At 63.9% G+C, this 21,583-nt stretch carries 23 protein-coding genes; 11 read left to right on the forward strand and 12 right to left on the reverse strand.

Annotated elements, in window-relative coordinates; genetic code table 11:
- The first annotated feature begins 30 nt into the window (after window positions 1-30).
- The 5 genes from ACOOGG_RS13335 (at window position 31) to ACOOGG_RS13355 (ending at window position 3,618) form a co-directional block, all read left to right on the forward strand.
- Window positions 31-816: an SDR family NAD(P)-dependent oxidoreductase gene (locus tag ACOOGG_RS13335; RefSeq protein WP_420435829.1), complete on the forward strand. Its 786-nt coding sequence runs from the start codon at window positions 31-33 to the stop codon at window positions 814-816.
- Window positions 817-899: 83 nt separating this feature from the next.
- A complete protein-coding gene (locus ACOOGG_RS13340; RefSeq protein WP_420435831.1) occupies window positions 900-1,130 on the forward strand; it encodes a hypothetical protein in 231 nt (76 codons plus the stop codon).
- A 6-nt stretch (window positions 1,131-1,136) separates the two neighbouring features.
- Window positions 1,137-1,544 (forward strand): type II toxin-antitoxin system VapC family toxin, encoded by a 408-nt coding sequence (locus tag ACOOGG_RS13345; RefSeq protein WP_420435833.1) that lies wholly within the window; start codon window positions 1,137-1,139, stop codon window positions 1,542-1,544.
- Between the two features lie 153 nt (window positions 1,545-1,697).
- Window positions 1,698-2,444 carry a DUF5131 family protein gene (locus ACOOGG_RS13350; protein WP_420435835.1) on the forward strand — a complete coding sequence of 249 codons (747 nt, stop codon included), beginning with the start codon at window positions 1,698-1,700 and terminating at the stop codon, window positions 2,442-2,444.
- A 91-nt stretch (window positions 2,445-2,535) separates the two neighbouring features.
- Entirely contained in the window at window positions 2,536-3,618 is a 1,083-nt protein-coding gene (locus ACOOGG_RS13355; RefSeq protein ID WP_420435837.1) for a hypothetical protein, read from the forward strand.
- On the opposite strand, the gene ACOOGG_RS13360 is transcribed toward ACOOGG_RS13355, so the two are convergent.
- Window positions 3,615-6,011 (reverse strand): CaiB/BaiF CoA transferase family protein, encoded by a 2,397-nt coding sequence (locus ACOOGG_RS13360; RefSeq protein WP_420435839.1) that lies wholly within the window; start codon window positions 6,009-6,011, stop codon window positions 3,615-3,617. The genes ACOOGG_RS13355 and ACOOGG_RS13360 overlap by 4 nt on opposite strands.
- Before the next feature lie 59 nt (window positions 6,012-6,070).
- Between ACOOGG_RS13360 and ACOOGG_RS13365 the strand changes: the two genes are divergently transcribed.
- Window positions 6,071-6,478 carry a nuclear transport factor 2 family protein gene (locus ACOOGG_RS13365; protein WP_420435841.1) on the forward strand — a complete coding sequence of 136 codons (408 nt, stop codon included), beginning with the start codon at window positions 6,071-6,073 and terminating at the stop codon, window positions 6,476-6,478.
- Here ACOOGG_RS13365 and ACOOGG_RS13370 read toward each other — a convergent pair.
- Genes ACOOGG_RS13370 through ACOOGG_RS13380 form a run of 3 tightly spaced genes read right to left on the reverse strand, consistent with a single transcriptional unit; the run spans window position 6,475 to window position 9,055 of the window.
- Window positions 6,475-7,377 carry a DUF6159 family protein gene (locus ACOOGG_RS13370; RefSeq protein ID WP_420435843.1) on the reverse strand — a complete coding sequence of 301 codons (903 nt, stop codon included), beginning with the start codon at window positions 7,375-7,377 and terminating at the stop codon, window positions 6,475-6,477. The two genes, ACOOGG_RS13365 and ACOOGG_RS13370, sit on opposite strands and share 4 nt — an antisense overlap.
- A 53-nt stretch (window positions 7,378-7,430) precedes the next feature.
- The gene (locus ACOOGG_RS13375; RefSeq protein WP_420435845.1) at window positions 7,431-8,531 is read right to left on the reverse strand and encodes a hypothetical protein; all 1,101 of its coding nucleotides are present in this window, start codon (window positions 8,529-8,531) and stop codon (window positions 7,431-7,433) included.
- Entirely contained in the window at window positions 8,528-9,055 is a 528-nt protein-coding gene (locus ACOOGG_RS13380) for a UGSC family (seleno)protein (protein ID WP_420435847.1), read from the reverse strand. Before ACOOGG_RS13380 ends, ACOOGG_RS13375 begins: the two co-directional genes overlap by 4 nt.
- A gap of 18 nt (window positions 9,056-9,073) precedes the next feature.
- On the opposite strand from ACOOGG_RS13380, the gene ACOOGG_RS13385 reads away from it, so the two are divergent.
- The 3 genes from ACOOGG_RS13385 to ACOOGG_RS13395 are packed head-to-tail and all read left to right on the forward strand — an operon-like array spanning window position 9,074 to window position 12,710.
- Entirely contained in the window at window positions 9,074-10,681 is a 1,608-nt protein-coding gene (locus tag ACOOGG_RS13385; protein ID WP_420435849.1) for a PQQ-binding-like beta-propeller repeat protein, read from the forward strand.
- A 30-nt stretch (window positions 10,682-10,711) separates the two neighbouring features.
- A complete protein-coding gene (locus tag ACOOGG_RS13390) occupies window positions 10,712-11,851 on the forward strand; it encodes an epoxide hydrolase family protein (RefSeq protein ID WP_420435851.1) in 1,140 nt (379 codons plus the stop codon).
- Window positions 11,852-11,873: 22 nt separating this feature from the next.
- On the forward strand, window positions 11,874-12,710 hold the full coding sequence (locus ACOOGG_RS13395; RefSeq protein WP_420435853.1) for an NAD(P)-dependent oxidoreductase: 837 nt from the start codon (window positions 11,874-11,876) through the stop codon (window positions 12,708-12,710).
- 39 nt (window positions 12,711-12,749) lie between these two features.
- Here the strand turns inward: ACOOGG_RS13395 and ACOOGG_RS13400 are convergent, their stop codons facing one another.
- Complete coding sequence (locus tag ACOOGG_RS13400; protein WP_420435855.1) at window positions 12,750-13,613, reverse strand: MaoC/PaaZ C-terminal domain-containing protein; 864 nt, start codon at window positions 13,611-13,613, stop codon at window positions 12,750-12,752.
- Between the two features lie 75 nt (window positions 13,614-13,688).
- On the opposite strand from ACOOGG_RS13400, the gene ACOOGG_RS13405 reads away from it, so the two are divergent.
- Window positions 13,689-14,384, forward strand: a complete 696-nt coding sequence (locus ACOOGG_RS13405) for a hotdog domain-containing protein (protein ID WP_420435857.1) — start codon at window positions 13,689-13,691, stop codon at window positions 14,382-14,384.
- Here ACOOGG_RS13405 and ACOOGG_RS13410 read toward each other — a convergent pair.
- The 4 genes from ACOOGG_RS13410 to ACOOGG_RS13425 all read right to left on the reverse strand — a co-directional run bounded on the left by ACOOGG_RS13410 (window position 14,359) and on the right by ACOOGG_RS13425 (window position 18,975).
- Complete coding sequence (locus tag ACOOGG_RS13410) at window positions 14,359-15,681, reverse strand: cytochrome P450 (RefSeq protein ID WP_420435859.1); 1,323 nt, start codon at window positions 15,679-15,681, stop codon at window positions 14,359-14,361. The genes ACOOGG_RS13405 and ACOOGG_RS13410 overlap by 26 nt on opposite strands.
- Window positions 15,682-15,752: 71 nt before the next feature.
- Entirely contained in the window at window positions 15,753-16,757 is a 1,005-nt protein-coding gene (locus tag ACOOGG_RS13415; RefSeq protein WP_420435861.1) for a hypothetical protein, read from the reverse strand.
- A gap of 702 nt (window positions 16,758-17,459) precedes the next feature.
- Entirely contained in the window at window positions 17,460-18,491 is a 1,032-nt protein-coding gene (gene ilvE, locus ACOOGG_RS13420) for a branched-chain-amino-acid transaminase (RefSeq protein ID WP_420435863.1), read from the reverse strand.
- 229 nt (window positions 18,492-18,720) lie between these two features.
- The gene (locus ACOOGG_RS13425; RefSeq protein WP_420435865.1) at window positions 18,721-18,975 is read right to left on the reverse strand and encodes a hypothetical protein; all 255 of its coding nucleotides are present in this window, start codon (window positions 18,973-18,975) and stop codon (window positions 18,721-18,723) included.
- A 236-nt stretch (window positions 18,976-19,211) separates the two neighbouring features.
- Between ACOOGG_RS13425 and ACOOGG_RS13430 the strand changes: the two genes are divergently transcribed.
- Entirely contained in the window at window positions 19,212-19,322 is a 111-nt protein-coding gene (locus ACOOGG_RS13430; RefSeq protein WP_420435867.1) for an acyl-CoA dehydrogenase family protein, read from the forward strand.
- Between the two features lie 85 nt (window positions 19,323-19,407).
- Here ACOOGG_RS13430 and ACOOGG_RS13435 read toward each other — a convergent pair whose 3' ends face one another.
- The 3 genes from ACOOGG_RS13435 to ACOOGG_RS13445 all read right to left on the reverse strand — a co-directional run bounded on the left by ACOOGG_RS13435 (window position 19,408) and on the right by ACOOGG_RS13445 (window position 21,479).
- Window positions 19,408-19,827, reverse strand: a complete 420-nt coding sequence (locus ACOOGG_RS13435; protein ID WP_420435869.1) for a type II toxin-antitoxin system VapC family toxin — start codon at window positions 19,825-19,827, stop codon at window positions 19,408-19,410.
- Window positions 19,827-20,075: a hypothetical protein gene (locus tag ACOOGG_RS13440; RefSeq protein ID WP_420435871.1), complete on the reverse strand. Its 249-nt coding sequence runs from the start codon at window positions 20,073-20,075 to the stop codon at window positions 19,827-19,829. The genes ACOOGG_RS13435 and ACOOGG_RS13440 overlap by 1 nt, the downstream gene beginning before the upstream one ends.
- 132 nt (window positions 20,076-20,207) lie before the next feature.
- Window positions 20,208-21,479 (reverse strand): cytochrome P450, encoded by a 1,272-nt coding sequence (locus tag ACOOGG_RS13445; RefSeq protein ID WP_420435873.1) that lies wholly within the window; start codon window positions 21,477-21,479, stop codon window positions 20,208-20,210.
- Window positions 21,480-21,583: the final 104 nt, after the last annotated feature.

Here is a 21,583-nt window from a genome sequence, read left to right on the forward strand (position 1 = left end):
GCCGACGACCACGACGAGGAGGACATTCTCATGGGAAGACTGGACGGCAAAGTGGCCCTGGTGACCGGAGGCGGGGGAGGGTTGGGCACAGCCATCAGCACCTTGTTCGCCAGCGAGGGTGCCAAAGTGGTGGTGCAAGACCTCAACGAGTCTGCCGCCGCGGCCACCGCAGATCAGGTGGTTGCCAACGGAGGCGAGGCCATGAGCGCAGCCTGCGATGTGTCCGACAGCAAGGCCATAGAGGCCATGTTCGCCGACATAGACGCCCGCTTCGGACCGGTTACCGTGCTGGTGAACAACGCTGGAGTGGACAGCACACCCGGCGACGGCTCTGGGGAGGGCAACACCGGCGGGGATCGCCAAATTGTGGACATGAGCGACGACGGCTGGCAGCGGATGCTCGACATCCATCTCAACGGCGCGTTCTACTGCACCCGGGCCATGTTGTCCCGGATCATCGATACCGATCTGAAGGGTTCGGTGGTCTGCATGTCGTCGATTGCCGGTCTGGCCGGTTGGGGGCCAGTGCATTACGCCACCGCCAAAGCCGGGCTCTTGGGGTTCATGCGGGCGATGGCCCGGTTCTGCGCCCCCCACGGCATCCGAGCCAACGCAGTGTGCCCCGGCGTGATCGACACCCCCATGGTGGCCGGCGTGGACGCCGCCATGATCGAGGGCCTCAAGATGATTACCCCCGCAGGCCGCATCGGCGTCCCCAACGACATCGCCTATGCCGCCCTCTACCTGGCCTCCGACGAGAGCGATTTCGTAACCGGCGAAACCATCACCCCCAACGGAGGCCTAGTCATCGGCTGACCGGGATGTCAGCGGGGTCAGCTGAGATCATCTGACGAAATATCAACACTTCCAATCCATGAGGCGCTGAGTACAGTAGGAGCATGAGCGTGGTCTTTGACCTCTCTGAGGAAGCAGTCAAGCGGCTCCGGGAAGAAGCCTCGCGTCGTCGGATAAGCGTTGAAGAGCTCATTGGGGAACTGGCGGACAGCCTGCCAGAGGGAGATCCACTGGAAGCGTTTATCGGCTGTGGTGAGTCTGGTCAAGTGGAGCCTTTCGACATCTGTCGCGAGCGGTCTGAGCTGGCCGCCAGCAGGCACGCTACGACTGTCTGAGCCTTCGTGCTCCTCGTCGATACCGGCGTATTCGTATCTGCCGCTGACCGTAGCGAGCACCGGCACAGCGAGTGCTCTGCATTGCTCCGCGAGCGCCAAGACCTGTACGTGGCTGCACCGGTCGTCCCAGAGACCGCATGGATGTTGGAGAGCCGTCTTGGGCCTATTGCGGAAGAACGGTTCGTGTCCCTGGTGACAAGCGGGCGCTTCGAGATCGTCGATCTCGTTCCTGCGGACTATCTGAGAGTCCTCGAGCTCATAAAGAGATATGCCGATCTTCGCCTCGGCTTCGTTGATGCCTCAATCGTGGCTGTAGCTGAGCGCAGAAACATCACCTCTGTTGCAACCCTCAACCGCAGGGATTTTGCAGTGGTGCAGCCAGACCACATGGAATCCCTCGATTTGGTCCCGTGAACTCACCCAGCAATCCAGTTCAGCTCTGGACCAGCGCCAGGCATGCGTTCCAAGTATGAGGACCTACACACCAGCCGGCGAGATGAAATCCCGTTCGAGTTGCCGGAGTGGGAGGATGTCGCATGAACCGAAGCAGGGACTGGGAGGTTACCGATGGCTGAATCGGCCATCGAGTGGACCGATGCCACTTGGAATCCCACCACCGGCTGCGATCGAGTCTCGCCGGGGTGCGACAACTGCTACGCCCTGACAATGGCTGGTCGCCTCAAATTGATGGGCCAGTCGAAGTACCAGGCCGATGGTGATCCGAGGACAAGCGGCCCTGGCTTTGGACTGACCTGCCACCCCGAGACCCTGGCTCTTCCTGCGACTTGGGCAAAGCCCCGCATGGTTTTCGTCAACTCGATGAGTGACCTCTTTCATGAGGAGGTGCCAGTCGGGTTCATCCGGGAGGTGCTTGAAGTGATGAGGGACACCCCAGATCACACCTATCAAGTGCTGACCAAGCGTTCTCGCCGTCTAGTTGAACTCGGAAGTGCTTTGGAATGGCCGCCCAATGTGTGGGTCGGAGTCAGCGTGGAGTCGGCTCGCTACCTGTTCCGGTTGCGGCATCTTCGAGATGTTGACGCCCACATCCGTTTCGTAAGTGCCGAACCGCTTCTTGGGCCACTGGGAGCTCTTGACCTCAACGACATCGACTGGCTGATTGCAGGCGGTGAGAGCGGTTTTGGTGCTAGACCCATGTCGCCAGAATGGGTGACCGATCTTCGCGACCTCTGCGTCGAAGCCGGAGTCCCCTTCTTCTTCAAGCAGTGGGGTGGCCGCTCGCCGAAGGCCGGGGGTCGCCATCTTGAGGGTCGGACCTGGGACGAATACCCGGTAGTCTCTTTGGCCGGTTGAGATCATTATGCCCTTGGTTGGTTTGCCCAGGCAGAGGCCAACAAACGGCTTGCCCGGGCACTGCCTGACATAGGGCTACTACCATGGCACGGTGCATTTGAAGGAGATTCTGGAGAAAGTCCGCTCCTCGGCCGGTCCTCAAAACGAAGAGTCTGCCAAGTTCCAAGTGATTGCCCCCATCCTCCATGCCTTGGGTTGGGATCCTTCCGACGGAGAGCAAGTGCTGTTTGAGCACTCAGTTGGTGGGAAGAAGGGCGGAAGAGTCGACATAGCCCTGAAGGACAAGAGCCGAGTTCTTGCGCTGATTGAAGCGAAGGCGCCTGGTGCCGACCTGAGCACGCATGTTGAGCAGGTTTTGGGCTATGCCTTTCATGAAGGTGTGGACATCTGTGTGCTGACTACCGGGGATGAGTGGTGGCTGTACCTTCCCCGAGAGCCTGGAGAGCCGCTGAAACGGCGGTTCGCAGTCTTGATGGTGGAGGCTGATCCCCTTGAGCAGTTGGCCGAAGATTTCGACCGGTTCTTGGGAAGAAGCAGCCTGACCGGTGGACAATCGCTTCGGCAGGCCCGGCGGGTACTCAAGGCTGGCCATGAGGCCGATCGGCTCAGGACGGAGATGCCGAAAATCTGGGAACGAATGCTGGATGCACCTGACGACGAGTTGGTGGAGCTGATCAGCAAGCGGGTCTACGACAAAGTGAGCATCAGACCCAGCAACGAGCAGGTTGTTGCGGTGCTCCACAACTCGCCAGTGCCTATGGCCGCGCCCCCGATTCCTGAACAGAGCGGAGAAGAGCCTGAAAAGGGAAAAGCGGCTGAGCGCTCGGCCCTGACGCCGACGGTCAAGCCCGTGGCCATCGTTCTATGGGGCGACCGGTATCCGGTGGAAACGCACGCTGATGTGCTTCGCACCGTGGCCGAAAAGCTCTTCGAGCGCCACTCTGGCGAATTCGACAAGCTCCTGGAGCTCAGAGGGCGCAAGCGCCCATTCGTGGCTCGCGATCCACATGCGCTGCTCAAGCCGGAGAGAAGCTACGAAGTCGCAGCATCGGGATTTTTTGTTGACATGAACTTGAGCGCCGCGAGCATCAGGAGAAGATGTGAGGAGTTTCTTGGCTGCTTTGGTTATCCGTCTTCTGCTCTTGAAGTGCTCGTTGACCAAAGGGTGTCTTAGCTTTCGGGCAGGGGGACTTCTAGGGCGCCTAATTCGACGAGGCGCTCGACTTCGGCGGGGTCCATGTTGAGTTCTTCGATGCAGATTTGGCGGGTGTGCTCGCCCAGTAGGGGGGCGGCGTGGACCGGAGGCGTGGGCATCTCGCTGCCGTAGAAGCAGGGGCCTTCCAGCACCAGGTTGCCGGCGCCGGGCTGGAAGACCTCCAACGGGAAGCCTCGCTGGGTGAGTTGGGGGTCAGTCATGTGGTCGAGTGCGGTGAGCATGGCCGCGCCGGGGACGCCGACGGCTTGGCAGGCGTCTTGGACTTCCTGTGGTGAGAGGCTGGCGGTCCACTGGGCCACCCCGGCGTTGACTGCCTCCCGGGCGCCAATTCGGCCCTCAGCGGTGCCATAAGCGGGGTGATCGGCCCACTCCGGGTTCCCCATGGCCTGCTTGAGGGCGGCCCAGTCGACGTCATCGCGTACGCACACCACGCTCCACTGCTGGTCTCCGGCGCATTGGAACACGCCCCAGGGGGCCCCTTGGTCGGAGTCGTTGCCCACCGGCTGCACTGAACCGGTTGCAAGGGACTCGGCCATGAACAGATCGCCCAGCGTGTTGACCAAAGCCTCGGCCTGGCTGATCTCGGCGTGGGCCCCTGCTCCGCCTCTGCGATTCCGGCTCAACAGCCCGGCCAACGCACCTAGAGCACACAGCCGCCCGGCCAAGTGATCGGGGTGGATGGCGTTGGAACCCGGCGGCGGATCGCCGTCGGTGAAGTTCCACAGGTACTTGATGCCCCCCACCGTCTGAATGGTGGGCCCGTACCCGATCCAGTCGGCGTACGCCCCGGTGGAGCCCATGAGCTGGCTGCTGGCCATGCACACGCCGGGGTTGATCTCTTTGAGCGTTTCGTACCCCACCCCCATTGCGTCCATGGTGCCGGTGGAGTTGTTCTCGATCACGATGTCGGCCGTCTTCGCCAGCTCTTTCAGCACGGCCAAGCCCTCGGGGATCTTGGAGTTGACCCCGAAGCTGCGCTTGGTGCGGCTCGACGAGGCGAACGACGGGGTCATCTCGGTGCCGGTCACCAGCCGCATGAAGTCGGGATAGGTGCGGGTCTCGATCTTGACGACATCGGCGCCGTATTCGGCCAGCATTCGCCCGCCTTCCACGCCGACGCCCCCGTGGCCGAAGTCCAGCACCCGCACCCCGGCCAACGGCTGGTCTATCTCGCCAGCTGCGGGCACCAGTGGGCGAGGCTCTGCGGCTTCTGCGGCGACCTCGGCGTTGTGCTCGCCCACCTCCGGCGCGCCGAATCGGAATCCTTGGCGCTGGCGGTTGATCTCCATGAACCCCGATGCCACCTCGGCTTCTGCACCGGGGGAGACCTCTACAGGCACAAACGTTGACCGGGACACATAGTGCTCATTAACCAAGATGTCGGATGGCTTGAGCATCGGGGTGACCACCACGCCCCGGCGCTGGGCCTCAGCCGCGGCCTCCTCCATCAGCATGGGAGCGAAGTGCTCGGCGATGACCGGATTCAGCACGTCGCCGTTCATCAGCCGGGTGAGGGTCTCGCCCCACATCTCGTCGGCGAATGCCTCTGGACGGCCCAGCCATTCCCACATGGCGAACCACTGGCGGGGGCTGAGGATCACCATTGTGATGAAGCCGTCGGCCGTCTCGAACAACGGATAAACCACGGTGGTTCCCGACCGGACGACGGGCGGGTCCATTCCTGCGTCCAACGTCGGCTGCATGTTGGCCATCTGCCAGGTATTGAGATGAATGGCCGCCTCCAGCACGGAGAAGTCGAGGTGCTGGCCCCGCCCGGTGCGCTGCTTGGCCACCAGGCCGATGAGCACCGCTAGCGCCCCCACTATCCCGGCTGCGTCGTAGGCGAAGGCACCGGGGATGAGGAGGGGCGGTTTCTCCGGGATGCCTGAGGCGGCCAGGTGCCCGCTCATGGCCTGGATCACCTCGTCGGTGGCCTCGAACTGGGCATATGGCCCCTCTTGGCCGAAGTCGGTGAGCGACAGCACCAGCAGATGCCCGAACTCTGCGGATACCGCCCGCGGGTCCAGCCCGTAGAGGGCCAGCGCCCCCGGTTTGGTCGACTCAATCCATACGTCAGCACCGGCCAGCAGCTCCCGCAACTGGGCCTGGCCCTCAGGAGTGGTCACGTCCACGGTGACCCCCCGCTTGTTGAAGTTGCGGAAGGCGAAATACAGGCTGGTGCCGCCGTCGGGGGCGAACGGGGGCATTTGCCGGGAAGATGCTCCACCGGGCGGCTCCACCCGGATGACGTCGGCACCTAGGTCGGCCAACAGTCGTCCGGCCAGCTCGCCTTTGACGTCGGCCATGTCGATGACCCTGAGGCCGCTCAGCGGCAATTCATTTGAAGACACGGTTCGCGACACTACCCCCAGCGTTCTCATGGATTCGAAGAACGTGGTCAACTGGTGGCGTGAGCGCACAGGCCAATCTGGAAATCCTTCAATCGGTGTTCGATTCCATGGGCGACGCCGACGCCGTGGTGGCCCATTACACGGACGACTACGTGCTGGAACTGCCCTACGCCCACCCCGAAAAACCCGACCGCACCGAGGGCAAAGAGGCAGTGAGGGAGCGGCTGGTTCAGGCGTTCAAGATCTTCCGCTTCACTTTGCACGTCACCGAAGCGCACCCCTGTGCCGATCCTGACCTCTTGATTGCCGAGTACATCAGCCAGGGCGAGGTGATCCCCACCGGCCGCCGCTACACCAACCGCTACATCGGCCTGTGGCGCTTTCGCGACGGCAAGGTCTGCTTCACCCGGGAGTACCTAAACCCGGAAATAGCCCGGGCTGCACTAGCACCGGAATCTGACGACTAGAAGCGCCGACCGCCCAAGCCTCCGCCGCCGAGCCCGCCGCCGCCGAAGCCCCGCATCAGGGGGCCTTGAGACCGCTCGTGGAAGGTGTCGTTGATGCCGGAGCTCTCGAAGCCCATAGGCACCTGCCCGGTGGTGGCGTAGAGGTACAGCGCCATCTGGAAGATGGCGGTGAGCGTGCTGATCACCACCGACACCAGGGCAATCCACACCACGCCGATGCCGATCCCGACCACTGCGCCGACCCCACCTGCCGAGGCGCCAAGGGCGAAGATCAAGATGCCGGGGATGGCCGCCACCAAGCCGATGATGCCGAATCCCACCTGGGCGATCAGGTTCTCGCCCCACGTTTGCTTGAGCAACTCGCCTGAGCGCCTGACCGAGCTGAACGGCCCGGTTTGCTCCACCACCAAGATGGGCACCACCAAGAAGGTGAGCACCCCCCAGGCCATGTCGAGGAGGCTGCCGACGATGCGGGTCAGGGCGTTGTCGGAACTCTGGATTGCCCGCAGGACCATGCCAACCGTCAGAGCCAGAATCGCCCACGGCACGATCACGTGCAGCCGGGAAAACGCTCCCTTGATGGCGCTGGATATGGTCGGGTCGCCGCCGCTGAACCGCTCCCTGGCCCCCGACACCACCGCGGCGTTGAAGAACACGGTGATCACGGTGATGGCGAACAAGATGATGATTCCGCCGATCCACAGCATGGGCTCGCTGCCGGTGCTGCTGCCGCCGTCGTCGATTCCGTCGGTTGACAGCCAGATGGGAATGCCGATAGCGGCGATCACACCCAGAGAGGCAATCGCCCCCAAAATCGGCAGTACCGCCAGTTCCCGATCGTGTTGCAGTACCGCCCACGAAGCCTTGGCGGTGTCCAATGTGCGGCGAAATCGACCCATGGGCTCAACGCTACCAGCGAATAGCGACAGTATTATGGAGAAGAGGTCGGGCCCTATTGGGCTGGTATGGCCAGCGGCACTTCGCAGGCCTGATCGAGGTCGATCTCCACGGTGACGTGGCCGTTGCCGTGGGGGCCGGCGCCCCAGGAAGGCATGACGGTGGAGTACAGACCGGTGCCTCCGGCCACCAGGATGAGCAGGTCTTGGGGGTTGCTAATGGCGTGGACCACTAATTCGGGGTCGTCGCCTTGACTGCGCTGGTGGCGGTTGATGCCCGAGCCCCGGGCCCGCACCGTGGACAGCTCTGACCAGGAGCGCTTGGCCCGCTCATGCAGGGCCTCGGCAATGGTGGTGCGGTCGTGGCCCACGTCGGCTAGGGCGATGGCGTGGTCGGGGTTGAGCACCAGCACCTGGGTGCCCTTGGCGAAGTGGGTGTTGTTGGCTCCCAGCCCCGACAACGAGGCGGCCAGCACGTTCAGCAGGTGTTCGGCATACACCTCGGGATCGTCGTCGGGAAAGCACAGCACCGAGTGAGGCCCTTCGGTGCAGGCCACCGTTACCGTGCTCTGGTCGATGTCGTAGCCCAATGAGGTGTGCAGCGGGGGCCAGGGGCTGGCCTCCTCGTCTTCACCCAGGCAGAACGTGAACTTGCCGGGATGGCCGAGCAACGCCATGTCAGAAGTGCCAGGCCGCCCGCCGCCGATGTTGATCATGGCCAAGCGCACTGCCCGGCCTATTGAGGCGTTGGCTCGGTGGCCGGGGCCCAGCGCGCCGAACCCCGAGGCAACGTCGCAAGCGCCTACTGCGGGACCGTTCACAATGATCAGTGGTCCGAGGTTGTGGGTGGTGGCTTGTACTTCGGTCATGTCCATCCGGGGGTCGCACACCGCCCGCACCGCGGCAACCGCAACCGGGAAGTAGTCGGGCAAGCATCCGGCCATCACCGCGGCGATAGCTGCCTTCTCCACGGTGGCTTCGCCTAGGTTGGGGCCGATCTGGCCCAGCGATACATCACCGTCCAAACCAGAGGCCAGCACCATCCGCTCCACCCGGGCCGGGGTGGGAATCACCACCGGCAGTCCGTCGGTACAGCCCTCGGCATGCAGTTGCTCAAGAGCGGCCTCCTCGGAGAGGGCCGATAGCAGTTGGCTCATCCGGCGGCGCCCAGCGCCTGAAGCACCTCGTCAGCGATGTCGTCGGCCACCATCTTCATGGCCTTCTCCCCGGTGCCAGCCACCGGGTGGGGGAGGATCACCCGGGGAATGTCGGGCATTCCCGCCGATCGGGACACGAAGTCGCCCTGAGGGGAGAACTTGGTGGTCACCAGGGCCACCGCCGGAGTGTCGAGGCGGGCGGCTGCGATAGCGTCACGCACGGTGCCGCTGGTACAGCTACCTCAATGGCCGTAGGCGGCCACCACTGCGTCGCAGCCGTCGGTGATCTCGCCCATGAGCTGGTCGTCGGCCACCATCGAGGCGTTGCCCTTGTTCCAGGCCCGCACCTCCAGGTCGGGGCGCACCCGGCGCAGGCTCTCGCCCACCGCATCAAGGAATGGCACTGAGTCGGGAAAACCGTTGGCCAACAGCCCGATGGTGAGGGATTCGCCGTCGGCCGACAGGTCATAAGGGGTGACCGATTCCGCCGGTTCAGCCCGTGGGTCCATATACTCGATCGCCATGGCTCTACGGTAGTGCAAGTGCAAGCGTGGAAAGCATGGTGTGCAACCGCGGCAGTGGCTGCCGTTGTAGGGGTGGTGGCTGTGATGATCGCGGTGGCAGCTGACGTTCGATTCTTCGGCGACTCCGAACCCGAGTTGACTACCTCTCCGGTGTCAGTCCCGCTGACGCCCGATAACACCCAGACCACCCCTACCACCGCGCCACCGTCGCCCAATCCCACCTCTGCTCCCACTCCCATAGTCACTCCCTCTCCCACCTCAACCCCGACGCCCACGCCCACGCCCTATCCGGGGTGGGTCGACCCGACCACCGTCGGACAGCCCTACGGCTCGGTCGCCGGCCTGCTCACGTTCCGGGGCAACCCCACCCGCACCTTCTATGGCACTGGGCCAGCTCCCCAGGCGCCCGAGGTGCTGTGGCGGTTCACCGGCGCACCGGAGCGAGACCTGTGCTCGCTCACCTCTTGGGCGGCGGGCATCACCACATGGTGCGGCTCTGGCTGGACCGGCCAGCCCGCAGTGGTGGAGTGGGACGATCGCACCTGGGTGGTGGTCGGCTCGTTCGCCCCCGCGGTGCATTTCCTGGATGCAGCCACCGGTGAGCGCTTGCGGCCCGACTTCGTGGTGGGCGACCTCGTCAAGGGGTCGGTGACCGTCGATCCCGACGGCTATCCCCTGGTGTACTTCGGCTCGCGGGACGACTATTTCCGGATCATCGCCTTTGACCGGGACGAACCCGTTGAGTTGTGGTCGCTGAATGCTTATGCGGTGTCCCCGGTGCTCTGGAACAACGACTGGGACGGCGCGGCCCTCGTGCTAGACGACTACCTGTTCCAAGGCGGGGAGAACAGCCATCTCCACATTGTGAAGCTGAACCGCCGCTATGGACCCGACGGGCTGGTGACGATCGACCCCGAACTGGTGTTCAGCGCCCCCGGCTGGGACGACGAGCTGTTGGCCGCGGTGCCCGACGGCAACGTGTCCATCGAGGGCGGCATCACCGTGGTGGGCAACATCTTGTACTTCGGCAATTCCGGCGGCCTGGTGCAGGGGTGGGACATCAGCGGGCTGGCCGACGGGCAGGATCCCGAGCGGGTATTCCGCTACTGGGCAGGTGACGATGTGGACGCCACCGTAGTGGCCGACGCCGAGGGCTTTCTGTACGTGGGGGTGGAGTATGAGCGGGAGACGGCCCGCAGCCAGGAGACGGGCCAAGTCCTCAAGCTCGACCCCGGCGCCGACGATCCCTTGGTGTGGGGGGCAGACATCCGCAACGCTTTTCCCGATGGAGTGTGGGCCACCCCGGCGCTGACCGATGACATGGTGTACGCCCCCACCCATGCGGGCTACCTGTACGGGCTCCGCCGCGACACCGGCGAGGTGGTGTGGTCGAAGCGGATCACCGCTCCGGCGTGGGCGTCGCCAGTGGTGATCGACGACGTGCTGATCCAGGCTGATTGCGGTGGGGCGATCCGGGGCTACGACATCTCCGACCCCTTTGTGGAGCCCCCCGAGATATGGCGGGTGACCCTGGGCGCCTGCGTGGAGTCCACCGCCGCGGTGTGGGAAGGCATTGTGTACGTCGGCTCCCGCGACGGCGGCTTCTACGCCATCGGCGACCGCTGACCGGGCGTTCTGCCTGACTACCCTGGCGCCGTGGCCGAGCCGTTTCAGATCGCTGTGCCCGATGAGGTGATCGACGATCTCAACCGGCGCCTTGACGCCACCCGGTGGCCCCAGTCGCTGGAGGGGGCGGGTTGGGACTACGGGGCAGACACCGCCTATATCGCCGAGCTGTGCCGCTACTGGCGATACAACTACGACTGGCGGGCCCACGAGGCCGCGCTCAACGAACTGCCCCATTTCACCCATCGCATAGACGGGCTCGACATCCACTTCGTCCACGCTGAGGGGCGAGGGCCCGACCCGATGCCGCTGGTCATCACCCACGGGTGGCCCAGCTGCTTCTGGGAGATGCACAAGGTGGTCGGCCCGCTCAGTGACCCAGGAGCTTTTGGCGGCGACCCGGCCGACGCCTTCAGTGTGGTGGCCCCATCGCTGCCCGGCTATGGGTTCTCCTCCCCGCCCGCTCAACCGGGAATGTCGTCGGCCCGGGTAGCCGACCTTTGGTCCGAGCTGATGGCCGAGCTCGGCTACGAGCGGTTCGGCGCCCAGGGAGGCGATTGGGGCTCGGCGGTGAGTGCCGCTCTGGGCGCGATGCACTCCGACCGCATGGTCGGCATCCACCTCAACATGGTGGCCCCACCCATCGACGAGGCCACCCTCACCGCTGACCAGCAACAATGGTGGGAGGGCGTGAAGCAATACCGCGACCGGGAGTGGGGCTATGTCCACCTCCAGCGCACCAAGCCGCAGACCGCGGCGGTGGGCCTCACAGACTCGCCTGCCGGCCTGGCCGCCTGGATCATCGAGAAGTGGTGGAGGTGGAGCGACATCGACGGGCCCGGCGGGCGGGATCTGACCCGGCGTTACACCCTTGACGAGCTCTGCACCCTGCTCACCATCTACTGGGTCACCGCCACCATCGGCCCGTCGATGCGCATGTACTACGAAAGCTTTGGAGCCGGGTCGGCGTTCAACCAACCGCCCAGGATTTCGGTGCCCACTGGGGTGGCGGTGTTCAATGAGAAGAACCGCCCGCCCCGTGAGCTGGCCGAGCCCTACTACAACATCACCCGGTGGACCGAGGTGGACGACGGCGGCCATTTCCCGGCCTTGGAGAATCCGGAAAAGCTGGTGGAAGAAGTGCGTGAGTTCTTCAGACCTCTCCGCTGAGAAAGAAAGAGAAGGAACACCAATGACTCGACTGGGAGTAATCGGACTGGGCGACATGGGCGGTGCCATCGCCGAGGGCGTGCTTGCCGGCAAATGGGACGACGAGGTGATCGTGATTGGCTACGACATCTCCGAAGAGGCCTTGACCCGGTTCACCGAATTGGGCGGCACCCCGGCGGGCTCGGTGCGGGAGCTGGCCCGCCAGGTTGATGTAGTGGCCGTGGTGGTGATCGACGACGCCCAGGTGCGCCAGGTTTGCTCGGGTGACGATGGGGCCATTGCCGGGGCTGCCGAGTCGGGGGCGTTGGTGGCCGTCCACTCCACTGTGCTGCCTGCCACGGTTATCGAACTGGCCGCCGAGGCCGCCGCAGTCGGGGTGACGGTGATCGATGCCCCAGTGACCGGTGGTACGGCCTCGGCTCGGAACCGGGATCTTGTGGTGTTCTGTGGAGGAGATGAGGCCCATACCGAGCAAGGGCGCCCCCACTTCGAGCGATACGGAGGCATGGTGGTCAACGTCGGACCGCTGGGGGCCGGGCTTCAGGCCAAGGTGGCCCGCAATCTCATCAGCTACGCCGAATTTGCCGTGGCCTACGAGGCCATCGCGTTGGCTGCGGCTGCCGGAGTGGATCTGGAGGCATTCGCCGAAATTGTTAGCTACTCCGACCGCAACATCGGCCCCCACATGGGAGTCTTCAGTCGCCCGATTGCCTATCCGCCCCCGGCGTTCGGCGGTAGCTTCACCCGCATCGCCCACAAGGACTTGGGCGGTGCGCTCGCCCTGGGCGAGGAGCTAGGCGTCGACCTGCCCATCACTGCGCTGGTAGACCAGCACATCGACGCCGCTTTCGGCGAGTAGCCGCGGCGCGCGGTCCAATACTTGGGTCGGACCCTACGGCTAGCCGACGGCAACAGTCCCGGCGTCGAGCACTACCCGGTCGCCCACCCGGGTCTGGAACCGGGCCGTGCCGCCGCCCTCGTCCCAGATGTGGACGTCGAGGGTCTCTCCGGGAAGCACCGGCGAGGAGAACCTGCCGTGCATCGACTTGAAGCGGGCCGGGTCGCTGTCACACAGGGCGTGGAGCAACGCCCGCCCGGTGAACCCGTAGGTACATAAGCCGTGCAGGATCGGGGTGTCGAATCCACCGGCGGCGGCGAACGACGGGTCGGAGTGCAGCGGATTGCGGTCGCCGTTGAGCCGGTAGAGCAGCGCCTGGTCGCTGCGGGTCTGGTAGGTGACCACATGATCGGCATCGCGCTCGGGGACCTTGGCCGGGCTGGCCGGACCCCGGTCTCCACCCCAGCCCCCTTCGCCGCGGATGAACAGCGCGCTGGTGGTGGTGAACAGGGGCTGCCCGTCGGCGGTGTCGGTGGCCTCGCCCTCCAAAACCACCAAAGCTGCCTTGCCCTTGTCGTGTATGCCGGCGACTCGGGTGACCGAGCTGACCGTTGCCTCCACCGGAAGCGGCTTGTGGAGGGTGAAGCCCTGCTCGCCGTGAACCAAGAGTGCCGGATTGTAGGTGCCGATCTTGGCCAGGGGGCTGTTGGCGCCGCCCAAACCGCCGCCCAGCACCACACACATGGTGGGCAGTGCTTTCTGATCGACGTCTTTGGTGTTCTCGGTGGTGAACTCCAGTTCGAACCCGGTGGGATCGGTCACCCCTGCACCCACGCCCAGGGCATAGAGGAGGGCGTCTTTCGACTTCCAGCTCGAGGTGCTCGGCTCGCTCTCGGCGCCGACAGCTGATGGGTCGATGGGCATGGGGGCTCCTAATGGATTGAGGTTCTTCGGCGCCTGGTTGCGCCCGGATGCTGCCCAAAACATACCGTTGCCGTCGTGGCTCATATCAATCAGCCAGGCGGTCCATTCCAGGCCATCGACCATCCGGCGGTGGCCGGCCGGGAGCGGGAGTTGCGAGCGCTGGCCGACGCCGTGCGCCGATTGGTAGCAGCTACCGTCACCAACACGGCCTCGCCCGCCGACACCGCAGCCTTGGCGGCGGAGGCCGATGCCCTGGCCGATCGCATCGAGGCCCATGTACCCGCCGAGCTTCCGCCCCGGTTCGGCCCCGGGAGACCGGATATCGAAGGCCCCCCGATTACCCACAAGCGGGCACCCTTCGACTACGTGACCGGCATCTGCAATCCCGCCGCGGTGCCAGTGGAGATGGTGGTGGACATGGATTCCGACCCGCCCAAGACCCGGGGCCGAGCGGTGTTCTCCACGGTGTATGAAGGTCCGCCCGGCTGCGTGCACGGGGCAGCCATAGCCTCAGCCTTCGATATGGTGTTCACCAGCGCCTGCTCCACTAGGAACGCCAGCGGTCCCACCATGATGCTGTCGGTGCGCTATCGGCGTCCCACTCTGCTGGATGTGGAAACCGTCTTTGAGGGCTGGGTGGAGGCCTTCGATGGCACCATCACCGAGGTGAAGGGCCATGCACTCCAAGACGGCCAAGTCACCGCTCTGGCTGAGGGCGTGTTTCGCCACCTCGACCGGGAAACGCTCAACCGGCTCGCCCAGCGGGAGTGAACTCGGCAGGCAGGTGCTTTATGCCGTGGATGAAGGCTGACGACAGTGGGTCGGGTTCACCGGTGGCCCGTATGTCGCCGATGCGGTCGAAAATCTCCCGGAACATCACCTTGATCTCCCGGCGGGCCAGGTGCGCCCCGAGGCAGAAGTGCGGTCCGGGGCCTCCGTAGCCCACATGGGGATTGGGGTCGCGCAGCACATCGAATTTGAGCGGGTCGTCGAACACCGTCTCGTCCCGGTTGGCGCACAGGTAGTTCATGACCACCATGTCGCCCTCATCTATCTTCTGGCCCTCCAGCACCGTGTCGCTCAGCACAGTGCGGCGCATATAGGTGACGGGGCTGGAGATGCGCACGATCTCCTCCACCGCGCTGTGGGCCACCCCGTCGAAATCGTCGGTCCAGATCTTGCGCTGGTCGGGATTTTCGGTGAGATGCACCAGCCCCCAGCTGATGGCGTTTCGTGTTGTCTCGTTGCCCGCAATCACCAGCAGGATGAAGAAGCTGGCCAGCTCCGCACGGGTGAGCTGCTCACCGTCGACTTCGGCATTGACCAATACGCTGGTGAGGTCGCCGGTATCCACACCCACCTTTGACTCAGCCACCTCGTCCATAAGGCCCGACAGGGCTTCGCCTGCGGTGAGAATGGCGGTGAGCAGATCCACGAATTCGGGCACGTACTCGTCGTCGGCCGCACCCAGGATCACGTTGGTCTGGTCGAAGACGAAGTCGTGCTCAGAGTCGGGGATGCCCATGAGGTCGCATACGATGCGCAGCGGCAGGCGGGCGGCAACGTCGGTGACGAAGTCGCATTCGCCCCGCTCGCACACCTCGTCCACGATCAGCCTGGCTTGATCCTGCACTGAGTCTTCTAGTCGGGCCAGCATCCGGGGGGTGAAGCCAGCCGACACGATCTTTCTCAGCCGGGCGTGGCGGGGGTCGTCCATGGCGATGATGGAGTTGAAATATTCGTTGAACTCCGGCGGGAAATCGTTGACCGTGACACCAGACGACGAGGAAAATATCTGCGGGTTGCGAGACACCTCGAAGATGGTGGGATGGCGGGTGATGAACCAGGCCCCCGGCATTGAGATGCTCTCCAGGTCATCGGCGAGCTCGAACCCGGGATAGAAGGTGAGGGGGCGGGCGCACACCTGCTTCAAATCCTCGTCCACCACCCGGCGGTCTCGCCTCCAAAATGCGTTGTGAAGTGGATTGTGGGGATCCGCCTCAGTCGCCGGCGGCGGTTTGGCGAACGAGCCGGTTGCGGCTTCAGGATCTGGTGTGACAGCGGACATGGACGCAATCTAGTGGTCCAAGTCGACCGGGTTCTGTTGGTTGATGCGGCTCTGCCTCGGCCCCCAAGCCTCTATTGGAAAGATACGAACTCTGGGGTGGGGGTGAGCTCTAGTACTTGTTCCGGCGTGGCGTTGGGGTGGTCTTCGTCGTAGAAGTTCTTCCATCCCCAATAGAACTGCTCGGCGTCAGGCTTGCCGGTCAAAGTGTCCCAGGAGGCGTATTTGGCCCTCATGGAGCCCTGACCGTCCATTTGGATCAGCACCGCCAGCTCGGGGGGAGTGTCGATGAGTCCGCGGTTGGTGATCATAGGGGTCTGGAATTGGTGGACGATCAGCAGCTTCTGGGGGAGCGCGTTCTCGCGGACTAGCCCGGCCAACCACCTCACGACTTGGTTGATCTCGGCCGCGTCCACGGTGCCGACCTGTTCCAGGTGGACCTGGTGGGGCTTGAGCCTCCACTCTGGATCGAGGGCGAGCCCTACGTGGGGGAGGAGGAGGAATTCCTCGTAGACCTTCGCCTGCGTCAAGAAGTCGGTTCGCCCCGGCTGGAGGTCGAGCACCACGTACATGTTGTCGGCGGCCGCGGTCTCGATCCAGGGCCTGATCACATCCCGGGCAGTCATGGCCGAATAGTCGCCGTCGCCGCCGGCACCGGCCGACGCAACCGTGGCGATGATCTCGAAGGTGGGCAGCACCACTGAACCGTCGGCGTCGTAGCTGGCGGCGATGGATCGGAGGCGATCGACACCCGCAGCGGGGCTCTGTTCTCCCAGCACCCCAAGGCCGGGGCCTGACGGATGGCCGTATAGGGCCACCAAGCGGCGGTCGAAACCGGATTCGAACATGAGCAGGCCGCCCCCGGGAATCTGATGGCCTCGGCGGATGGTCTCCAACTGCCAGGCAGCGTCCTTGCCCAGACCCGGGCCCAGTTTCACCTCAGAGGCGTAGGAGATCATCTCCCTTGCCTCGAAGGGGAGTGCCCGTAGATCGCCGGTCGCGACGATCACCCGTTCGCCAGTCTGGTAGCCGAGGTCGGTCAACTGGGTGGTCTGCACGTTGTCGCCAACCAGCCACACGCGGCGCTGGGTTGTCTCGGGAGGCGAGAGTGGGGCTTGCTTGTCGGCCGCGACCTGTTCGATATTGGAATCTGCCAGAACAGGCCTAGAAGCGTTTCGAATCCCAGGCGAATTGGATGCGGTCTCAAGTCCAGCCGCTGAAATGACCCCCCGCGTCGCGGCCGCTGGTACGACGGCAACGGACGACGTTGAACCGGGACCCTGGACCGCGACGTCTTTGGCGGGGAGAGAGGTGTATGTGCTGGTTACCGCCTTCCCAACCGGCAGACACGACGATGCGACCGCGGCAAGCGCAACAAGGCCAACAAACCCGGCAACAAGACCAATGAACCCGGCCGCCCGGCGACTCGCAGTGCGCTTGGAGTTGGGGGCTCGGCCGCCTCTTGAGCGGCCTAAACCGCCAAGGCTCGGACGTGGGCGAGTTCGCAACGAGGGCTCCTTGAGATTCCATCAGGCTTTGGCGCCCTATCAGCGCCATGCCTGCCTTGAAATCCGCATGCCCTGGTCCGAACCCGATTAGTCGGATAAGAACCCCCTACAAAGCGGCAGCCGACATGCTAGCTGAGCAAATGCCCCCATCGGGCCATTTGCACTATTCCGACTTCAGGGCCAGCTGAGCTGGCAAGTGTTACTTCAGCGAGAAGGGGGGATAGCGATGTGGCCGCCCCAAGCTCCAAGTGGCGGTACCAGGCAGGGGGTAATTCAGCCGCGAATCTGGACTGAGGAGCGCCAGTTGAATGGGTCGGGTGCTGTGCCGGTTTGGATGGCGGTGAGGGCTTGTCGAAGCCGCATAGTGTTGGGGCCTGGCTGGCCGCTGCCGATCGTGAGCGTCTTGCCCGAGTAGAGGATGGTGCCGACGGGTGCGATGCCGGCGGCTGTGCCCGACAGAAATGCTTCGCCTCGCTCGGACCAGTCGATTAGCTCTTTGGGATCGATTGGGCGTTCCTCGATTTCGTAACCATGGTGCCGGGCTAGCTGGATCACTGAGTCCCGGGTCACGCCGTGGAGAAAGGACTCGTCGAGGTGCCGGGTCACGACCCGCTCGTTGTCTGCCAAAAAGAAGTTCGAGGCCCCGGTCTCGGTGATATCGCCGTCGGTGGCGAACAGCACCTGGTCGATCGCCTCGTTGGCGGCCATGGCGTCCATGGTGGAGCCCAAGGCCATCGCATAGTTGGCAGCGCACTTCACCATTCCGAACTGGGGAACGGTACGAGGAGTCGACGTCTCTAGTTGAAGGGTGAGGGGACGAATTCCGCCCTTGAAGTAGTCGCCTACCGGGGAATTCACCACGAACAGCAGTGCGCTGGGGGCTGGATGGGCCGCGGCCCCGATGTCGGATCCTGTACCCACAAACGTTGGACGGATGTAGAGAGACCCGGGCGGCTCGGGAACCTCATCAGCGTTGGCCTCGACTGCGTCGATGATCATCTGGCGCAAGATGCCGGGGTCGATCTCGGGGAGCCGCAAAAGGGCGGCGCTGGTGACCATCCGTGCGACATGGGTGTTCAAACGGAAGATGGCCACCGATCCATCGGGCTGGCGGTGGGCCTTGAGCCCTTCAAAGATGGAGCTTCCGTAGTGCAGCACATGAGCGGCCGGGCTGATGGTCAAGTCCCCGAAGGGCTCTGGCGATCCGCCATAAGCCAGCGGCCCGTCTTCGGCTCGCGCCGTGGTCATCCAGTCACAGAAAACAGTCCCGAAGGGGACAGCCAACGGATCAGGCTTCTCGGTCATGCGGGATCTCCTTCGAGCACGAGGATGGTATAGCCCGACCGTCCGGGAAGTTGGGGGTTTATTCTCATATCAGTGAGTGCAGCACCTGTTACTGCTTGGCGCGCACTACCAATTTGGCGGCTATCAGCGGGAAGGCGTACGACGGGCTTGGGAACCGGTCAAAGACGACCAGCCCAACGTCGTGATGTGGAGTCGACTACCGGGGGATTGACCGGCGGGAAACAGGGACCTAGGCCTGTACGGGTTTGAGTCGGCGGGCTGAAGATGGAGCAGCCCTTGACGGGTCGGCCAGATCCTGTTCGATCTGGGCCACCAGCTCAGGGTTGCGGAGAAGAGCGGCCTCGTGGGTGGTCATCACGACTGCTGGTGTGAGCAACAGTGAACCATCGGGATGCTCAGTGACGAGGTATCGGGTGTGCTCGGGATTGCCCAGCCGCTCAAGGGCGACCATTCGGCAAGCGTCGAGCTCAACTAAGTGGGGCATGGGGGCGTCTCCTCGTTCTCAGTCTGCCAAATCGAGTCTGAGCGGGGCACGCTTGTCCACTACATCGGCGAGACACCGACATAGCCGGGTAGCTGGCTCCCAAATCCGTCATGCAGTGGCGAAGCCTCTTACAGCACCAGTGTGCGCCAGTCCAAGGGGCCGGCAGCAGCTTCTGCCCCGGCGACCACCGTCATTGTGTGGCTCGGGCTGGGAAAGGCTTCCCGAAGACAGCACGCATGACCTTTTTCTTCAGTGAGGAACAGGAGGCGTTTCGCAGTGTGGTGCGCGAGTTTGCCGCTGCTGAGATCGCCTCACATGCGGCCCAGTGGGATCGAGGTCGTGTTTGAACCGCCCTGGTTTTGGTCTTGGTTTGTGGGACAGGCGTTGGGAGATCGACGTCAGACCTAGCGTGGGGAGGTCTGGCCGAGTCCTCTAGGGGCGCACGGCGAATGCTCGTCGGCGCTGGGGGCCGTAGCGGTATATCCGGAAGTCGGCGTCGAAGGCGAGCGCGTCGACTATTGACAGGCGCTCCATGATCGCCCAGCTAATGCGATCGGTCAGCGAGAACGCTTGGTCGCCGAATGCCTCGACAGCGGAGTTAGCCGCGTCGAGGTCGGTGGTGGTGGCGCACTCTATGCGGGCGACGGCCGAGACGGCTTCGATAACCTGGTTGGCGGTGCGGAAGTCGGTGCGGGCATTCACAAGGTTCCACAGCTCTCCAAGGACGAGGTCGCTGGTCACCAGGGCGCCGGCGTGCTCTGCTAGCAGCGACCGGGCGACTCCGCGGTCGGTGTCGCCATCGTCGGCGGCGGCATACCAGATGCTGGTATCCACGAATACCGGCGCGGTCACTACTGTCCCTTGGCTGAGAATTGCTTGTCGATGGACTCGCTGATCATTGCCTGCTTGCCCTCGGCTATCTTCGACCCCCCGCTGTCGAAGAGTCCGAAAACCAAGCGCGGGTCGACATAGGGTGCGACCTGGTCGAGGTCGCGGGCCACGAGCCTTCGGATGTACTCCGACAGCGAAATGCCCTCGCGGGCGGCCTTGTGCTTGGCTTTGGCGTGGTGGTGGTCCGGGAGCACGATCATCGTTCGCATAAGCGATGTTTAGCATATGCAGCATGGCATTACTTATGCCTGTCTTGTGATCTGACAGTCTCACATCGACAATGACCCGCCCGGCTCGCCGACTCGATTGGAAAGCTCAGCTGGGTTAACGACCCAGCAGCGCTACACCAGGGTTGAGAGGTTTTCGTTGGGGGCGGGGCCGGGGTTTACTTTTTGGCCGGGGGTCCAGGCTACGGGGAGGTGCTTGACGCCGCCGATGAAGTTGGAGCGGAGCCATTCGGGCTCGCCGACGCGGTGGATGTCGGGCATGCGGTCGATGATCTCCTGGAAGATCAGCCTCATCTCCATCTTGGCCAGATTGGCGCCTAGGCAATAGTGAGCCCCGCCGCCCCCGAAGGCGATCTGGTCGTTGGGGGTGCGGTTCACGTCGAAGGTGAACGGATCTTTGAACACCTCTTCGTCTCGGTTGGCCGAGATGTGCCACATAACGATCTTGTCGCCCTCGTCGATGTGCTGGCCCCTGATCTCGGTGTCGGTGGTGGCGGTGCGGCGGAAGTGCAGCACCGGTGTGGACCACCGGAGAAGCTCGTCGATGTGGGTGTCGGTCACCCCGTCGGGGGAGTTCTTGATGATGTCGAACTGTTCGGGATGGTCCATCAGCGCCAGCATTCCCTGGGCGGTGGCGTTGCGGGTGGTCTCGTTGCCGGCCACGGTGAGCAGCAGCATGAACATGTCGAATTCCAACTCGGTCAGCCGGTCGCCGTCGATCTCGGCGTTGATGAGCTTGGTGACGATGTCGTCGCGTGGGTTCTCTGCCCGGTCTTTGGCCAACTGGTTGGTGTAGGCGTACAGCTCGGCGCCAGCCGCCATGCCGTCTTCGGCGCCGCCGGCGTACTCGGGATCGTCGACGCCGATCAAGCGGTTGGACCAGTCGAACAGCATCATGCGGTCTTCTTGGGGTACCCCCATGATCTCGGCGATGGCCTGGAGCGGGAGCTCGGACGCGACGTCGACAACGAAGTCGGCTTCGCCCTTTTCGATCACGTTGTCCACGATCAATATGGCCCGGTGGCGGAGGTATTGCTCGATCAACCCGATCATTCGGGGGGTGAAGCCCTTGTTCACCAGTCGCCGGTAGCGGGTGTGCTTGGGCGGATCGGTGGTGAGCATCATCACTCCCCGGGAGTCGGGTCCACCATTGTCGCGGGTGCCCGGGTCGGGGATGGAGGTGCCGCCCAGCTCCGAGGAGAAACGCTCCGTGTCGCGATTCACCTCCACCAGGTCGTCATGTTTGACCACGTTCCAAAACGCCGGCCCACCGGGGTCTTGGTGCAGGAAGACGGGTGCTTGGTCTCGCAGCACCTTGAACATCTCATGGTGCTCTTGGCGCACAAATCGGTCGGGGTCAAGCAGGTTGACTTCGGTGAGCTTCACAGTGGCTGTCCTTTGCTGCGATCGTTTGCCGAGTGTCGGCCAGTGTACGGGAACGTCAGATGCGACAAGATACCGAAGTGCAAAACGATCGGGCAGCAGTGAGG

Origin of the sequence: Candidatus Poriferisocius sp., assembly GCF_965214065.1 — a bacterium.
Classification (GTDB): domain Bacteria; phylum Actinomycetota; class Acidimicrobiia; order Acidimicrobiales; family Bin134; genus Poriferisocius.

Bases quoted from the DNA above. Each gene is read 5' to 3' on its own strand.
- ACOOGG_RS13440 (WP_420435871.1), bottom strand. From the start codon at position 20,075: ATGCGAACGATGATCGTGCTCCCGGACCACCACCACGCCAAAGCCAAG.
- ACOOGG_RS13370 (WP_420435843.1), bottom strand. From the start codon at position 7,377: ATGGGTCGATTTCGCCGCACATTGGACACCGCCAAGGCTTCGTGGGCG.
- ACOOGG_RS13400 (WP_420435855.1), bottom strand. From the start codon at position 13,613: ATGCCCATCGACCCATCAGCTGTCGGCGCCGAGAGCGAGCCGAGCACC.
- ACOOGG_RS13430 (WP_420435867.1), top strand. From the start codon at position 19,212: ATGACCTTTTTCTTCAGTGAGGAACAGGAGGCGTTTCGCAGTGTGGTG.
- ilvE (WP_420435863.1), bottom strand. From the start codon at position 18,491: ATGACCGAGAAGCCTGATCCGTTGGCTGTCCCCTTCGGGACTGTTTTC.
- ACOOGG_RS13425 (WP_420435865.1), bottom strand. From the start codon at position 18,975: ATGCCCCACTTAGTTGAGCTCGACGCTTGCCGAATGGTCGCCCTTGAG.
- ACOOGG_RS13335 (WP_420435829.1), top strand. From the start codon at position 31: ATGGGAAGACTGGACGGCAAAGTGGCCCTGGTGACCGGAGGCGGGGGA.
- ACOOGG_RS13375 (WP_420435845.1), bottom strand. From the start codon at position 8,531: ATGAGCCAACTGCTATCGGCCCTCTCCGAGGAGGCCGCTCTTGAGCAA.
- ACOOGG_RS13395 (WP_420435853.1), top strand. From the start codon at position 11,874: ATGACTCGACTGGGAGTAATCGGACTGGGCGACATGGGCGGTGCCATC.
- ACOOGG_RS13340 (WP_420435831.1), top strand. From the start codon at position 900: ATGAGCGTGGTCTTTGACCTCTCTGAGGAAGCAGTCAAGCGGCTCCGG.
- ACOOGG_RS13410 (WP_420435859.1), bottom strand. From the start codon at position 15,681: ATGTCCGCTGTCACACCAGATCCTGAAGCCGCAACCGGCTCGTTCGCC.
- ACOOGG_RS13350 (WP_420435835.1), top strand. From the start codon at position 1,698: ATGGCTGAATCGGCCATCGAGTGGACCGATGCCACTTGGAATCCCACC.